The organism is Serratia sp. 121840015-1 (genome assembly GCF_053627655.1).
Map to the genome: position 1 here is coordinate 2,095,476 of NZ_JBSEYF010000001.1, position 15,762 is coordinate 2,111,237.

At 54.1% G+C, this 15,762-nt stretch carries 16 protein-coding genes; 5 read left to right on the forward strand and 11 right to left on the reverse strand.

Annotation, left to right across the window (positions count from 1 at the left end; translation table 11 throughout):
- The first annotated feature begins 1 nt into the window (after nt 1).
- The 4 genes from ACUXAC_RS10185 to ACUXAC_RS10200 all read left to right on the forward strand — a co-directional run bounded on the left by ACUXAC_RS10185 (nt 2) and on the right by ACUXAC_RS10200 (nt 3,926).
- Nucleotides 2–1,369 (forward strand): macrolide efflux RND transporter outer membrane subunit EtsC, encoded by a 1,368-nt coding sequence (locus tag ACUXAC_RS10185; protein WP_387442482.1) that lies wholly within the window; start codon nt 2–4, stop codon nt 1,367–1,369.
- A 415-nt stretch (nt 1,370–1,784) separates the two neighbouring features.
- Nucleotides 1,785–3,287, forward strand: coding sequence for a glycine betaine/L-proline transporter ProP (gene proP / locus ACUXAC_RS10190; protein WP_060419579.1), 1,503 nt, complete (start codon nt 1,785–1,787; stop codon nt 3,285–3,287).
- Between the two features lie 141 nt (nt 3,288–3,428).
- Nucleotides 3,429–3,566 (forward strand): hypothetical protein, encoded by a 138-nt coding sequence (locus ACUXAC_RS10195; RefSeq protein WP_162215441.1) that lies wholly within the window; start codon nt 3,429–3,431, stop codon nt 3,564–3,566.
- A 90-nt stretch (nt 3,567–3,656) separates the two neighbouring features.
- Entirely contained in the window at nt 3,657–3,926 is a 270-nt protein-coding gene (locus tag ACUXAC_RS10200; protein ID WP_033646469.1) for a hypothetical protein, read from the forward strand.
- A 66-nt stretch (nt 3,927–3,992) separates the two neighbouring features.
- On the opposite strand, the gene ACUXAC_RS10205 is transcribed toward ACUXAC_RS10200, so the two are convergent.
- From ACUXAC_RS10205 to ACUXAC_RS10215, 3 genes are all read right to left on the reverse strand, one after another.
- On the reverse strand, nt 3,993–4,577 hold the full coding sequence (locus ACUXAC_RS10205) for a hypothetical protein (RefSeq protein WP_387442486.1): 585 nt from the start codon (nt 4,575–4,577) through the stop codon (nt 3,993–3,995).
- Complete coding sequence (locus ACUXAC_RS10210; protein WP_387442488.1) at nt 4,510–4,797, reverse strand: hypothetical protein; 288 nt, start codon at nt 4,795–4,797, stop codon at nt 4,510–4,512. The genes ACUXAC_RS10205 and ACUXAC_RS10210 overlap by 68 nt, the downstream gene beginning before the upstream one ends.
- Nucleotides 4,798–4,938: 141 nt before the next feature.
- Nucleotides 4,939–5,391 (reverse strand): PaaI family thioesterase, encoded by a 453-nt coding sequence (locus tag ACUXAC_RS10215; protein ID WP_060419585.1) that lies wholly within the window; start codon nt 5,389–5,391, stop codon nt 4,939–4,941.
- Nucleotides 5,392–5,628: 237 nt separating this feature from the next.
- On the opposite strand from ACUXAC_RS10215, the gene ACUXAC_RS10220 reads away from it, so the two are divergent.
- Entirely contained in the window at nt 5,629–6,969 is a 1,341-nt protein-coding gene (locus ACUXAC_RS10220) for an anaerobic C4-dicarboxylate transporter (RefSeq protein ID WP_025302367.1), read from the forward strand.
- A 447-nt stretch (nt 6,970–7,416) separates the two neighbouring features.
- Here ACUXAC_RS10220 and ACUXAC_RS10225 read toward each other — a convergent pair whose 3' ends face one another.
- The 8 genes from ACUXAC_RS10225 to ACUXAC_RS10260 form a co-directional block, all read right to left on the reverse strand.
- The gene (locus tag ACUXAC_RS10225; RefSeq protein WP_454266619.1) at nt 7,417–8,001 is read right to left on the reverse strand and encodes a HumD family translesion DNA polymerase; all 585 of its coding nucleotides are present in this window, start codon (nt 7,999–8,001) and stop codon (nt 7,417–7,419) included.
- Entirely contained in the window at nt 7,979–9,586 is a 1,608-nt protein-coding gene (locus tag ACUXAC_RS10230; RefSeq protein WP_454266620.1) for a phage tail fiber protein, read from the reverse strand. Before ACUXAC_RS10230 ends, ACUXAC_RS10225 begins: the two co-directional genes overlap by 23 nt.
- A gap of 23 nt (nt 9,587–9,609) precedes the next feature.
- Nucleotides 9,610–10,194 carry a tail fiber assembly protein gene (locus ACUXAC_RS10235; RefSeq protein ID WP_454266621.1) on the reverse strand — a complete coding sequence of 195 codons (585 nt, stop codon included), beginning with the start codon at nt 10,192–10,194 and terminating at the stop codon, nt 9,610–9,612.
- A 7-nt stretch (nt 10,195–10,201) separates the two neighbouring features.
- Complete coding sequence (locus tag ACUXAC_RS10240; protein ID WP_454266622.1) at nt 10,202–11,116, reverse strand: tail fiber protein; 915 nt, start codon at nt 11,114–11,116, stop codon at nt 10,202–10,204.
- A gap of 69 nt (nt 11,117–11,185) precedes the next feature.
- Nucleotides 11,186–11,422 (reverse strand): phage exclusion lipoprotein Cor, encoded by a 237-nt coding sequence (gene cor, locus ACUXAC_RS10245; RefSeq protein WP_454266623.1) that lies wholly within the window; start codon nt 11,420–11,422, stop codon nt 11,186–11,188.
- A gap of 118 nt (nt 11,423–11,540) precedes the next feature.
- Complete coding sequence (locus ACUXAC_RS10250; RefSeq protein WP_454266624.1) at nt 11,541–12,200, reverse strand: hypothetical protein; 660 nt, start codon at nt 12,198–12,200, stop codon at nt 11,541–11,543.
- A 2-nt stretch (nt 12,201–12,202) separates the two neighbouring features.
- On the reverse strand, nt 12,203–12,487 hold the full coding sequence (locus ACUXAC_RS10255) for a hypothetical protein (RefSeq protein WP_454266625.1): 285 nt from the start codon (nt 12,485–12,487) through the stop codon (nt 12,203–12,205).
- Nucleotides 12,488–12,523: 36 nt separating this feature from the next.
- Nucleotides 12,524–15,709 (reverse strand): host specificity protein J, encoded by a 3,186-nt coding sequence (locus tag ACUXAC_RS10260; protein WP_454266626.1) that lies wholly within the window; start codon nt 15,707–15,709, stop codon nt 12,524–12,526.
- Nucleotides 15,710–15,762 lie beyond the last annotated feature (53 nt).

Sequence of the window (15,762 nt, forward strand, 5' to 3'; positions counted from 1 at the left end):
CATGAAAATTTTCTCTCCCTTGGCATTAAGCCTCGCCGCCCTGCTCACCGCCGGCTGCGGCAACGCCCTGAAAAGCGACTACCGGGCGCCGCAGGTCAACTACCCGACGAGCTGGCAGCACGCCGCCGAAAACGCCGCGCCGACGCCGTTCGACTGGCGCGATTTCCACGATCCCGAGCTCGATCGCTGGCTGCAACAGGTGATGGCGAGCAACAACGATCTGGCCGTCGCCGTGTTGCGCGTCTACCGCGCGCGCCTCGAAGCTGAACGCGTTGGCATCAGCACCGCGCCCGACGTCAACGCCTCGTTGAACAGCGGCATCAATCGCCCGCTGTCGGAGTCCTCCGCCTGGAATAAAACCAGCGGCGCGACGCTCTCTACGAGCTATGAAGTCGACCTGTGGGGCAAATTGGCGCGCCAGCGCGACGCCGCCGAGTGGGCCAGCCAGGCTTCCGAGCAGGATCTGCAGACGGCGCGCCTGACGCTGCTGGCCAACGCCGCCACGAATTACTGGCGCATCGGTTTTCTCAATCAACAAATCAGCGTCAGCCAGGCGAGCATCGCCTATGCCAAAACGACGCTGCGGCTGGCCAACGCCCGTTATCAGGCCGGCAGCATCTCGGCGCTGGACGTGGTGAACGCGGAACAAAACGTGCTGACGCAGGAACGCAGCCTGCTGTCGTTACAACACGATCGTCAACAGGCGCTGAACGAGCAGGCGGTGCTGCTGGGCGCGCCATCAGGCCAGGCCACCATCGCGCCCGCGCGCCTGCCGACGACGACGATGCCGCAGATCAACACCGGCATTCCCGCCAGCGTCCTGAGCCGTCGTCCGGATCTCAGCGCTCAAGAGCTGCGGTTGCGCGCCGCCTTGGCCAACGTCGACGAAAAACGTCTGCAATACTACCCTGCGTTCAGCCTGACTGGTTCACTGGGCGCCAGCAGCAGCGCGCTGCTGGAATTCCTGCGCAACCCGACCGGCAGCCTCGGCGCCAGCCTGACGCTGCCGTTCCTGCAGTGGCGGCAAATGGGCGTGGAGATTAAGATCGCCCGTAATGACTACGAACAGCAGGTGCTGGAATTCAGGCAGGCGCTGTACAAGGCGATGGGCGATGTGAATAACGCCCTGTCGCTGCGCGCGCAGCTGCTGGCGCAAGAGGCGCAGTTGCAGGCCTCGCTGGCGCTGGCGCGCAAATCGGAGCGGCTGAACGAGGTGCGTTACCGGCAGGGCGCCGTCACCATTACCGACTGGCTGAACGCGCAGGAACAACGCCGTCAGGCGGAGCTGGCGGTGGATGAAAACCGCTTCGCGCAGTACCAGAATCTGGCGAAAATCTATCTCGAATTCGGCGGTTCATCGGTACCTTAATCCAAACTGCCTGGCCAGTGGGTCAGGCGTTTTTTTTGACGGCAAACACATCAATTTTTCCTGTTTTATCTCCCGTACTCTGTATACTTAAAATATCACAAATTAGACGAAAAATCGTCAAATCGCACATTTATTAGACCATTCTCGCACCAAATCGGTGCAAACACTTAAGTTAAACTGCTGAATTTGATCGCAGCAAGATATAACGTTAAGCTATAGATGCAAAATAATTAGTCACCTAAATGACATAACCTTGGCATAAATGACGATATTTTGTGATCCACATCCCAACTTAAATGTGGATAATGAATCGTCTTGAACCGCGATTCGATTAGCCTATTTGATAACTCGAAAACAATAGTGAACGGAGATTACGCTTTCACGAACAACGAATAATTCATTAAGGGATGATTATATGAAGTTAAGAAAAAAACGACATAAACCGATGCACATCAGCGACATCACCATCATCGATGACAGCAAACTCAAGAAGGCGATCACCGCAGCGGCCCTGGGCAACGCGATGGAGTGGTTCGACTTCGGCGTATACGGCTTTGTCGCCTACGCACTTGGCCAGGTCTTCTTCCCCGGCGCCTCGCCCGGCGTACAAATGATCGCCGCGCTGGCGACCTTCTCCGTGCCCTTCCTGGTGCGTCCGCTCGGCGGCCTGTTCTTCGGCGCCATGGGCGATAAGTTCGGTCGCCAGAAGGTGCTCTCGGTCACCATTATCATCATGGCGGTCAGCACCTTCTGTATCGGCCTGATCCCGTCCTATGCATCGATCGGCATCTGGGCTCCGATCCTGCTGCTGCTGGCCAAGCTGGCGCAAGGCTTCTCCGTCGGCGGTGAATATTCCGGTGCGGCAATTTTCGTCGCCGAATACTCACCGGACCGCAAGCGCGGCTTTATGGGCAGCTGGCTGGACTTCGGCTCCATCGCCGGCTTTGTGATGGGCGCAGGCGTAGTAGTGCTGATCTCCAGCATCGTCGGCGAAGCCAACTTCCTCGACTGGGGCTGGCGTATTCCGTTCTTCATCGCCGCGCCGCTGGGCCTGATCGGTCTCTATCTGCGCCATGCGCTGGAAGAAACCCCGGCGTTCCAGCAACACGTGGATAAGATGGAGAAAGAGGATCGCAACGCCATCGAAAATCCGCCGAAAACCTCGTTCAAAGAGATCGCGGCCAAACACTGGAAAAGTTTGCTGGTGTGTGTCGGTATCGTGATCTCCACCAACGTGACCTATTACATGTTGTTGACCTACATGCCGAGCTACCTGTCGCATAACCTGCACTACTCGGAGGATCACGGCGTTCTGATTATCATCGCCATCATGATCGGCATGCTGTTCGTGCAGCCGGTGATCGGCCTGACCAGCGACCGCATCGGCCGTAAGCCGTTCATCATCGGCGGCAGCATCGGCCTGTTGGCGCTGGCGATCCCGTGCTTCATTTTGATCAACAGCAACGTCATTGGCCTGATTTTCGTCGGTCTGCTGGTGCTGGCGGTTCTGCTCAACTCCTTCACCGGGGTGATGGCCTCCATCCTGCCGGCGATGTTCCCCACGCACATTCGCTACAGCGCGCTGGCGATTTCGTTCAACATTTCGGTGCTGATCGCCGGTGCGACACCGACCGCCGCCGCCTGGTTGGTAGAGGCGACCGGCAACCTGTACATGCCGGCCTACTACCTGATGGTCGTGGCGGTGATCGGTCTTATCACCGGTCTGTACATGAAAGAAACCGCCAACAAACCGCTGCGCGGCGCGACGCCGGCGGCGTCTGACCGCTCAGAGGCGAAAGAGCTGCTGCAGGAGACCTACGACAACATCGAACAGAAAGTCGAGGACATCAACGCGCAGATCGCCGAATTGGAAAAGAAAAAGCAGATCCTGATCGACCAGCATCCCAAGCTGGACTGATCGGCGCTGAAAGACAAAAGCCACCCGATTGGGTGGCTTTTTTGCTTTAAATTCAACTGAAATAATACGCAGCGCATTTTATGACAATCGGGTTTGATGGTAGGCTTTACAGCACACTCTTAATTGATGAAGCACGCGATCATGAGCAAAATGGACCTTCCCGTCATCATCGGTATCCTTGTTATGCTCACCCTGTGGCTCGGCGCACTCTTCAACATCGGCGATATCACCTTCACCATTTCACGCCTGTTCCACTGGATTGAAAGCCAACGCGGCTAACCCGCACAGGCGGTGGAAAACATCGGCTATGATTGAAAGACCTTACCGCCATTTTCCGCGATTATCGCTCGCGATAAAGGGGACTGTATCATGACCGATTATGCGTTCTACAATCAGATCCTGACCCGGCTGGCCGCCAATCACCCCGGCACGCTGGATGAGAAAACTTACGAATTGTGGAAGCAGGACGCCACCAGCCCGCATGCGTTCGCCGATCCCTTCGCCTATCTCAAAACCAAGGGCCTGATACAGGCCTATGTGATGAGCGACATCGACGAGAACAACTATGATATCGACCCGCATCAAACGCGGATCACCGCCGCCGGTCTCGAATTCATTCGCAACGGCGGGTTCAAATAAGGGTGACACGCGCCAATAAAAAACCGCCAGACGGCGGTTTTTTACTCTACAAGCATGCGGACCGGCTCAGGCGGGGAAAGGCCGATAAAATATGCGCAGCACTTCGTTGTCGCCCTGGCGTAAAAAGCCGCCTTCAGGCTGCCAGCGCAGATCGCGCGCCAGATTGAGATTTTCCCAGCCGACCGCGCCCCCCACGCCGATGCAAAGATTTTTATTGCCTGCGGCAAATCCCGCACCGGTACCGATCATGGCATGCAGCAAACGGGGCGCCGCCGCGTCACGCAGGGAGAATATGCCGATAAAACATCCCTGCGGCGCGCGCAGCATATCGGCCATCGTGCGGATCTCGGTATCGTCCGGGCTAACGAAATGTTTGTATTGCTTATCGAACACCGTCTGCCACAGCTGCTTGTATTTCGCCTTGCTGAGCGCGCCTGAACGGTGGGCACAAAGCACCACCGCATCCCAGCACATCTCCCCGCTCAAGGAAAGATACTCTTCCGTATCGGTTTGCGGCTTATCGGCGTAATGCCGTGCAAATTCAGCCGCATTCAAATGCGGCGGCACGGCCTGTCTGGCAACGTCACTCTTGTAGCGCTTGAAATTCAACCAATGCACGGGAAGGCTCCTCTTCACCCGGTAGATTAACAAACCGGCAGCCGTGGATGAGACGCGCCATCAAATCCAGGGCATCGTCGGCAGCGGCGATTTCGTCGTCATTCAGCCCCTGTTCCACCGACCGCTCAATCGCGTTCATCACCCCTGGAGCGCTGGTTTCATCCCCCTGCGCCACCACGTCCAACACGGCTTTGCCAATCGCCAAACAAAGCTCATGATCAAACTCAACCTCTTTATACGGATACGGTTGCATAATCACTCCGATAAATTTTTACCCCAGAATACTAGACCACAATGGCGTATCGCGCCTGCCGCCGTAGCGCAGCGCTGTATGCAACCGAAGAGAAATGCATCAGGCCCCGGGTTGATAGCCCGAAGCCCGATAAAAGGCAGGTTATTGCGGTGCTTGTTCGCTAGGGCGAATGATAAAACAAGTGGCGGTTGCCGAAGCCAGCAGCTTCCCTTGCGCCGTTTTGAGCGTGCCTTCCGCGAAGGCCACGTTTTTGGCCGCATAGACCAGACGCCCTTCGGCGATCAGGTCAGTTTCCTTCGGCACAGGGCGCAACATTTTAACCTGCAGATCGACGGTGCCATACCCAATCCCCGCGCCCAGCGTACTGTGCACCGCGCAACCGGTCACCGAGTCCAAAACCGTGGCGGCAAAGCCGCCATGAACGCCCCCCAGCGGATTCAGGTGGCGCCCGTCAGCCCGCGCCACGATGCGGATATACCCCTCTTCAACCGCCACCGGTTTCATGGGCACGGTTTCAGCGATTGAAGCCGGTGGAATTTTGCCGGCCATCGCAGCCTGTAATAACGCCAACCCCGTCATTTTTGTCGGATCCATTGCTTTCTCCTCTGGTGGTGAACCGGTTATATAGGAGAGGTCTGACCTCTTAACTTGCTTTTTCGTGCTGATGTCGTCAGCCGCCTACTCTTCAGATTCTCTGAATGTGACCGTCATCACTCTTCAGAGTTAATAACCACAATTTATTAATGCCTTTAGATTTAAAACAACTTTCTGCAGCCAACACGGCCGGAAACTGAGCGCAGTTAAGTTCAACATTATTAAGGCGTATTTATCATGGATTTCTTTCTGCAATTAGCGGTGATATTGGCATGCCTGCTGTATGGGGCGCGTAAGGGCGGCATTGCGCTGGGGTTACTGGGTGGGATCGGGTTGATGATCCTGGTGTTCGGCTTTCACCTGCAGCCCGGCAAACCGCCGGTAGACGTGATGCTGGTGATCATCGCGGTGGTAGCGGCCTCCGCCACCCTGCAGGCCTCGGGCGGTTTGGACGTCATGCTGCAGATCGCCGAACGGATGCTGCGACGTAACCCGCGCTATGTCTCGATCATCGCGCCGTTTGTGACCTGCATTCTCACTATCCTGTGCGGCACCGGGCACGTGGTGTACACCATCTTGCCGATCATTTATGACGTGGCGATCAAAAATAACATCCGCCCGGAGCGGCCGATGGCGGCCAGCTCGATCGGCGCGCAGATGGGTATTATCGCCAGCCCGGTTTCGGTGGCGGTGGTCTCACTGGTGGCGATGCTCAGCAGTTACACCTTCAATGGCCGCCATCTGGAATTCCTCGACCTGCTCTCTATCACCATCCCTTCGACCCTGTGCGGCATTCTGGCGATCGGCATCTTCAGCTGGTTCCGCGGCAAAGACCTGGACAAAGACCCGGAGTTCCAGAAATTCATCTCGGTGCCGGAAAACCATCGCTACGTCTATGGCGATGCCGCCACCTTGCTGGACCGGGTGCTGCCGCGCAGCAACTGGATCGCCATGTGGATTTTCCTTGCCACCATCGCACTGGTGGCGGTGCTGGGGGCGTTTTCCGATCTGCGGCCCAGCTTCGGCGGCAAGCCGCTCTCCATGGTCCTGGTGATCCAGATGTGTATGCTGATGGCCGGGGCGTTGATCGTCATCATTACCCGCACCAACCCGGCGTCTATCTCTAAAAACGAAGTGTTCCGCTCCGGCATGATCGCCATCGTGGCGGTGTATGGCGTCGCCTGGATGGCGGAAACCATGTTCGGCGCGCACCTGGCGCAGATCGAAGCCACGCTGGGCGTGCTGGTGAAAGAATATCCCTGGGCCTATGCGCTGATCCTGCTGCTGGTGTCGAAATTCGTCAACTCGCAGGCCGCCGCACTGGCGGCACTGGTGCCGGTGGCGCTGGCGATCGGCGTCAACCCGGCCTATATCGTCGCTTCGGCGCCGGCCTGTTACGGTTATTATATTCTGCCGACCTACCCCAGCGATCTGGCGGCGATCCAGTTCGACCGCTCCGGCACCACCCGCATCGGCCGCTTCGTGATCAACCACAGCTTTATTCTGCCCGGCCTGATCGGCGTCAGCGTCTCCTGCGTCTTCGGCTGGATCCTCGCCGCGGCGTTCGGTTTCTTATGAGTTGTATTTCGGAGCCCTGCGGGGCTCCTCCGTGCAGGCAGGCTGACAATCAAAGGGTATGAGCATGATAAGAAAGGAAAAAGTGCAGGTGCAATACGAATTTCAGGCACAAAAAAACCGCCTCTCGGCGGTTACGACATTACTACTTATTGCTTTGATTATTCGGTATTTTCATTCCCTGGTACCCGGGGCGGGACTTGAACCCGCACAGCCATAAGCCGAGGGATTTTAAATTCAGCGTTAACATTTTTAAAAACAATGGGTTATTTAAAAATTCGGAACATGGGTTAATAACTGTGCATTTAGAAATCATCTAGTTAGAGCACGACCAAACCCCATCTTCCGAACAATTACATGCATAACCGGCGGATGCCAAGTTACCTTTAATCCCTTATTGGATACACCCTTCATGCTGCAATACACCCAAGATGAAAAAGTGACCATTCATCAAATAACCGGCAGATCATCCCACTCGCACGACCGCATATCATTCACGCAGTACATCACCACGCCGAACACCTCGATCCCTTCTTCTGAGTCTTCGTTACCGAGTTCAGTTTCCCGGCCGGAGCCATCGAGAAACTCAAGCGCGCGATACGGGTAAAGACGAAGCCGGCGCAACACATGCGCGCCTTCCTCCGCAACTACGATAATGCTGCCGTGTACCGGCGTCGCCGACGAATCGACAACAAGCAACGCGTCAGCGTGGATACCGACCGCCATCGCCTGGCCAGCGGCGCGGAGCAGATAAGTAGCGCTCGGCTTTGAAATGCAGATCTCGTCAAGGCTCAAGCGGCGCTCAACGTAGTCTGCTGCCGGGCTGGCAAATTTTGGCATCATTCCCATGGTTTTTACCTCACAACAAATACTGTATACATACACAGTATAAGCGTAAAAAAAAACCGATGTGAAGTTCGTTTCACCGCAAAAATGATAGATCGCTGATCGATAAAGGAAGAAAGTATACGCCGGATTGTTTCCGGCGTGATTTCCTGCTTTATGCCGTGGCCTATGCTTCCGTTCCTGTTTCATCGACCGCCGGCATCTCAACGCGCAGATCCACCCAACGCCCCTCAGGGATATCTATCGGCATCCCCTCGTCATAGCCCAGAACGTCATTGCGGGCGAACACCGGCGCCGCCGGGTGTGTGCGGTGATAGGTTTTGATCAGTAGGTCGCCGGTCGGCTCTACCTCGTAATCCACCCAGATCAGCGGCTGTTTGTTGCGGTCGAGAGGAACCTCGATACCACCATCCGGGCCGCCCCATTGAGCATCGGCATTAAACCCGAGCGTGCCGGAAACCCGGTAAACCCCTTCGCTCACGCGTTCAGTGGTCACGCCCTGGCTTTCGTCGTTGAGTTCACAGGTGCCATCACGGAAGAGCTTCACGATCGGGGATGCTTTTTTTATGAAGCCGTTGGCGTCAACTGTAGTGTTTATTTCACTCCACACACGATTCCATAAAATTGTTTTATTCGTAACGACATTTGATGATCCTACCCATAGTCCTCGACCAGACGTAATTGCAAGATAACCACAGCTAGGACCACCATCCATAGGCATTGTTATGCACGAGCCCAGCGTAGCCCCAGGAACATTTATAGATGCCGAATTAAATCGGTTAATTGAAGATAAGTTTTCAACTGAAAACAAATCATCTTTGTGTTGAGGCCCTCTGCCAAATCCATTCAATGAGGCGCTTGCAACGACATTATAATCTGGCATTGACTCTTTAGCATTCCACGTCGGAATTTTATACTCAATGAAACCCATTGTACCGACTGGGTCACTAGCCGCTTTCTGTAATAAAATATTAACTTTAGCCAGTTGCCCCGGACTACGAGAATCAACCGTCATATACGTAGCAGCAGTTACAAAACTGTTGAGCTGAATATATATATCAAATGTGTTTCTTGGGTTTTCCATCATCGCAGCATTCACCACCATAGGACGAGACCCCGTCGTGAACATTGTCAGTGATGCTGCACCTGCAATATTCGTATTTACTGCCCGGTTGCCATAACGGAATATTAGTCGCTGATGTCCGGCTTGCTCCGCATTGCCGTTGTAACCTGCTGCACCATGAAATTCAAAAACAATGGTATCCCCATGCTGATCGGTTGTCACCGTACCAAGTCGATACCAACCCGTACCGGCCGCTTGCGTTGGCATTGCGTAGTGGGTTTTACTCCACAGCGTAGACACAATTCTATCGTCGATGCTACTGGCTAATTGGTCGGCGATCTTTGCTGCATTGTTTTCACTGGATTTAGCCGCCGCAGCCGAATCGGCTGATTCTTTCCTCATCGTCTCGACCGTTTTGACAATCGCCGGAGTCAACTCATCTTCACCTGGTGTGATAAGGAAATCGTTTAGTGTTCCATCCGTCGAATCAGGATATACACGAATTTCACCAACTTTCCCCAGAGTGGATACCAAGACCTCATATTCGCCGGGGAAAACCCGCATTGAATACTTGCCATCGGCTGCGGTAATGGCTGCCGATGAATTGCTCACCAAAACGCGTGCGCTCGTCTCCTTTGCACGCATAGTAATAATCACGTTTGATTGTGGGTCGCCATAAGGACCGCGCAGGATATCGCTAATTAATGCCATCTTTTATTTCTCCATTAAAGTAACTAAGCAGGGATTGAGGGCCAATCAATATCAGGCGCGTTTGATACTTCTACTCGACTTAGATAAACGCTGTAACGCTCCCACTTATCCAGCATCGTTTTTTCCTGTTGGGTTGCCATACCGAGGCGTAAAGCGCGTGTTAGCACAGCGATTTCTCTTTCCGCGCTTGCTGCCAATGTCGATTTTGTTTCTTCCGCATCAGCCTGCGCTTGCGCCTGGGCTTTTTCTCTGTTCTCCAACCAACCCTGGCCGTCCCATTCATCGAATGGCGTTGCCGGCGCAATCAGCGTGTAGCCTTCATCCAACTCCCCCAAACTCTCAACTAGTACCTTTGCGCCGTCTTTTTTCGCATAAGCGTGCTGACCTCTATAATCGTTGACGTAAACCCACGAATCTTTAGCCCTCACTATCGCCATTCCTTTTTTGGTGGGTGGCGGTACATCCAGGTAGGCGTTGGCTGGAAGCCCAAATCCGGGCTGCACGCTGACCGTGATGGGGCCAATCAGTTCATGCGTGTCCTCATAGCAGGCATAAGCCACCACTGAGCCTTCTCCCAGGGAAAAACCGTTCTCATCAAACGCTATCATTCGTGCCTCACGCAAATCGGATTATGAAGTTAACTGCAATGCTTTTAGGGGCTGTCTCATCGGCAGGTTCGTTGTTGAACGTTGAATGCATATAGGGCCAGCTCCCATCAAAATTACTCCCCCAGTTGTAGTAACTGGCACTGGCGAAGCTTTTGCCGATAATAGGGAAGACTTGCTTTTCTCCTGTAAAACTAGCACCTGCCCCCATCTCACGAATGAATGCGGCACTTGGCATGTGTTTATGGCGCTTGAGCCTGTCCGCCGCATATTGCAGCAGCCCCTGACCTTTATTCAGGCCTCTATCAGCATCAAATCCTCGCGGAAATACACCTCGAAAGTCAGGCAGCTTCCCCGTGGGGAAAAGCTTCGCCAACCTCGGCTGCGCATTCTTGTCAAAACTACGCCCATCGCAAATCGCAAAGCCGCTCGGGGGTGTAGCCAGAGGCCAAATACTGATTGCGCCGAAAGGCACATCAATCAAATCAGCCTTACCAGCCAGCTTATCGTTTACGTTAGTCAAGCGCTCACTCAGCGCATTCCAGGCCGGGCCTGTGTATGTGCTGTTGTCGGGAAGTGCTATCGTTACATCACCGGTGCCGCTGAATACCTGTTGCCAGTTCTTCTTATCCAGCAGCAGCCCACGCAACGCCTCTGCGGTATAAGCGTGCGTCTGCGCTGTAATCGTGACCATCGCCCCATAGGGGATTGGCGTCCATGCCAAGCCGCCGGCAGATGGTCCATCGAAATTACGCACCAGGGTTAGCGCCGTGTTCGACTGCACCGACTTAACACCGAGGGTATAAACGGTCTGGCCAACTGTCACCACAATGAAGTCGTTGGCTTTGAGTTCTGTGCTAAACGCAGTGCCGCTACCGGTAACCGCCGCCGAGTTGTTTTTAAGGGTTATCGTGCCTGCTGGCATGGTGTTCTCCTGAATTTTGGCAACAAAAAACCCGGCTCGGTGGCCGGGTTGCTTGGTGTTGAGTGACTTTTATTTATCGCAGGTCGTGCGAGTGAAGTTGGTTTTGCTAACCCAACGCCAACCGAACGGTCCACCAGCTCTATATTGTGTCTGTTCAACCTGCTTGCGAACGCCATAGATAGGAACTGATGTCTCCTGTCCAGCTATAAGGGCCGTCCCATAGCAAATAGGTTCTTGCTTCTCCAAAACACCTGCGCATCCAGTGATAGATGCTGACACTAATAATAAAACAGCTAATCTTTTCATCCCTTTATTATCTCCCTTGCTGTGATATCCATATCCTATCATCGATAGCCTTAACTAACGATCGTTTGCAACGATCAATATCATCAAAATCAATTGGCATAGTCGATCATGTCGTCAATCAAAAGCCAGATACATCTATTACGTACACCGAATCCTTTGTGTTGTAATAAGTTATATTGTGCGCTTCACCGCCGGGAGTATCCCATGCACCGGAATACACTGAGGTGTTGTATCCATCAAAAGCTGAAAAGCTGGATATTGGTTGCTGGAACGGCCTTGGCTGCTGATGACCAATAACAGCCGTAATGTAACCTGTAGTGGCTGGTATTATCGCCCATCGGCCCGTCAAGGTTTCTTTCACATTGTAACCGGCACCATCGCTCCCAGGCTCGCCAAGCCGCCGCGGCGCAGGCATAACTTTAGTTTCATTAGTTTGAATGCATCGTCCCTGTGCATCAAATATGTTAATTCCAAATTTCACTGCAGGCTGAAATTGTGTCGAGAAAGCGTAAACATCTATAGCATATGGACCATTTCCAATTATTAACTTAGATGTGACAGACGCTCCACCGCTCGCAGATCTGGAGACAGAGGCGATAACTCCGCTTGTATTTGAAACCATTGCCAATACAACTGGCTTAGTAAAATCAACATCGAGCTGATCATTTCCTGCTCCAGCACGATCTATACGATATTTTTTTACTAAACTCATAGGCGTGCTATCTGGCGTAGCCCACGGCACCCCATCATTATCTACAAATAACGCTCCCCATGACATAATCACACCTTCACAAGATAAATAATAACCCAACCAGAGTATGCAGGGGCAGTACCACCGCCCCAGACACCATTTGCATCAAACATTTCGATGGTGTTATTGCCAATAACTCTTAGCCCTCTCCTTTCTTGAGTAAAACCTATCCCATCTTGAAGGCTCATAAAGTCTATTTTGTACCCACTTGGGACATTGAAATTCCAGCTTCCAGATTTCTGATTTTGCTCAACTCTAATTGTCCCAATTGTGAAAACCTTAACAATGCCAGTATTATTCGGAGCGCCGTTCATATCCCACGTCTGAAAACCCCACGCCACATGTTCCCCTTAATATTCGCCTATAGCTACACGCAGAACTCCATTGCCATCATATAGCCTGATTGAATTATTTCTTTGGATCATCCTTCCGCCGCTACCCGTCCCGTTATTTTCAAAAATGCCACTCTTATCAAGCCTCCACCCTTGCCTTCCAGCAACATAATCATTCGACTGGATATAATCGCCAATCATCGCGTTTTCTATCCAACCCTTGCCGATAAAGCCCTGACTGATAAGCACCTGTCCATCCTTGATAATGAACGGCGAGTAATAGCTTCCGCTGCTACCGCTGATAACCACGAACTGGTTAGCATTGACGGCGACGCGCGTGTCAACCTGTGTGCCGTTGACGGTCACGGCCACCGCCAGGCCGGCATCGTAATTCGTTCCGTTGTACTTAACGCCGGTTTTCAACGTCCAGATCGCCGAAGGGCCGGAAGCGTCTGCGTAGGCCGTCATTTTCTCCTGTATGGCGGCTTCCTGATCGTTGAATTTGGCGGTGACGTCGGTTTCCAGCTGCGCAACTGAGCTTTGAGCATCAGCGGCCACCTTCTGTGCCTGGATTATCCCGGCCCGGTTTTCGCCATAGTTGGCCCATTGTTGGTTAGCGGTGCCGTATTCCGCCAGCACGCTTTGCAAAATAGCCTCTGGGCTGGTTTTCAGCGGCTCCAACAGCGCCTTGCCGTCCTCGGAATTGAGGTAGTCATCCACCACCGAGCCGATCAGGTCGTCGGCATCTACATTCGACATACCCGCAACAAACGGCGTCCAATCCCCCTTATTCCCGATCCGGTCAACCAGTCGCGCGCGGTACCAACGGCGCACACCTGCCGGCATAGGGCCATGCTGATAGCTCACCCCAGGATAGGGAACGTTCGCCAGTAACAGAGGGTTCTGACCGTCTGCGGTAGTTGCCTGCTCGATCTCGGTGTAGGCTGTATCGCCCGCGCCGGAGGGAAAGCCCCAGGTAATATCGATGGCCCATACGACATTATCACTGGCCATGAGGTTCACCGGCGTGCCAGGTTTACCCACCTTACCGCTGAGCGTGGTCGAGTCAGCATAACCCCAGGGTGATGACACGTCGACCGCATTCACGGCGCGCACGCGCACATCGTACACCCCGGCGTAGATCCCCTGAACGGTAAACCCCTGCGCACTGGTGCGCCCGATGTTTACCCAGTCCCCCTTATCCTTGCGCCACTGCGCCAGATAGTCGATGGCGCCCTCCACGCGCTCCCAGGTCACCTGCATGGATGCTACCGTCAGCCCCTGCGCCTCATGGTCAACTTCGGTGATAGCGATGCCCTTCGGCGCCGGCATGACGTTTGGCGGCGTGACCGAGATCGGCGGCGGGTCTATACGCACGCCGTCATCGATATAACGGTACTTATTGGGGTCATGCTGCACCCCGGCGATTGTGAATGTGCCGTCATCGTTTGCTGAAATAGACGTAACACGAAAATACTGGATCGCCAGCTTGTCACTGTCGATGCACCAGACCGCACCCGGCACAGGTGTTTGCCGATAAGCCGTTGAAACGGTCAGCGTCTTTCTGTCGGCGCTAATAGCGCTGATTGTGCGGCTCTGCGCGGTGCCATCTGGCAGGTTCACCACCAGGCGGTCGCCAACAGCATAGTTTGCCGGACGGTCAACGGTAATATTCCGGCCGCCAACCTGGCTGATACGGCCGCCATTCTCCCGGCCCGCACGGAAAGGATCGGCCACACCGATGATTTCCGCCGGCAGCGGGATGTAACCATCCAGCCCCACGTTGAAGGAAATCGATCCGTCTTTGGCATTGGACAAAATAGCCCACCGGCCCCGGCGGTGCGCTTCGCTCTGCGAGGTACAACCGATCGCCGTCAGCTGCATCTGATTCACGCGGTAGCGCTCGACCAGCTCGGAATCATAGACGCCTTCGATGGTGTCCGAGTAGTGGTTAAGCGGATCGGACCAAGACACCTGGCACGAGCTGAACCGGTTTTTGTACGAGCCGCCGGCATAGGTGAAAACGCCGTCAACCACGTTAGAAACGTGATACACGTAATCGACGTCGCTCTGCGGCACATCCGCGTTCACGTAGATCTGATCGTTACCCCAGAAAGTGATGCCGCGGAACACGGCGGCCAGGTCGCGGAGTACCGTATAGGCGTCCTGCTGGTTCTGAATGAACACGTTGCAGGTAAAGCGCGGCTCTTTCCCGCCGGCGCCGTTAGACACCATTTCATCGCAGTATGCGGCGATGCTGTATAGCTGCCATTTATCGATCATGCTGGCATCAACGCGCCCGCCCATGCCGTAAATTTCATCAAGCACCAGATCGTAAAAAATCCAGGCCGGATTATTGCTGTAGGCCATCTTAAAATTACCGGTCCACGTCCCGCTATAGGTTCTCGTGACCGGGTTGTAGTTGTCCGGCACGCGGATCAACTTGCCTTTCGGCTTGCAGGTCGTTTTCGGCACGCTGCCGTTAAACTGGCTGGAATCGAGCTCGATATACAGCAGCGCCGTATTGGGGTAACGCATCTTGCTGTCGATCACTTCAGCAAAAGAGAACACTTTGAAGGCATTGATCAGTTTGCTGGACGTCGAATCAGGCGTAATGCGGCGCACCCGGATAGACCAACCAGACGTTGCCCGCGGTAGGTCGATGCGGTGATCGCGCTGATAGTCTGAGGTGGTCTTGCCATCAAATTTCCCATCAACGACGGTTTGGTAGGCGCTACCGTCTGTTGAGAGATCGATAGCATATTGCGTGACCGTCCCGACCATGTCGCCGTTGTCTTTGTACTGGTACTGGATAGGCAGGCTAAGCTTGATGCGCACCGCATCGATCGTCAGATTGGAGAACTGCCGCACCCACGGTGACGCGGCTTTAACTTCAATATTCGCTGAAATCTCGTTGTCGATCTCCGGCATGCCCTGGATATAGGTCTGGTCCTGCGTCCCTTTGCGATACTCCCACTTCACGTTTGAAAAGTTGTAATTGCCGGCATCATCCGCCAGCGGGGTGTTGTTCAGGAAAATTTGCTGCGCCGTGAGATCGCCCTGGATTTCTCCTTCCGATAACGCAATCACCATTTTCAGTTTGGCGACCGACAGCAGATCGTCAGCCTGCTCTACCGGAGTATGTGGGCTTCCACCGCCACCTTTGCGGCCACTGATGACCGTTTGCCCTTCAAGTAGTCTCATTTTTCACCCTTAAAAAAAGCCCGCGTGAGCGAGCGAGATTAATACTGTGGAAA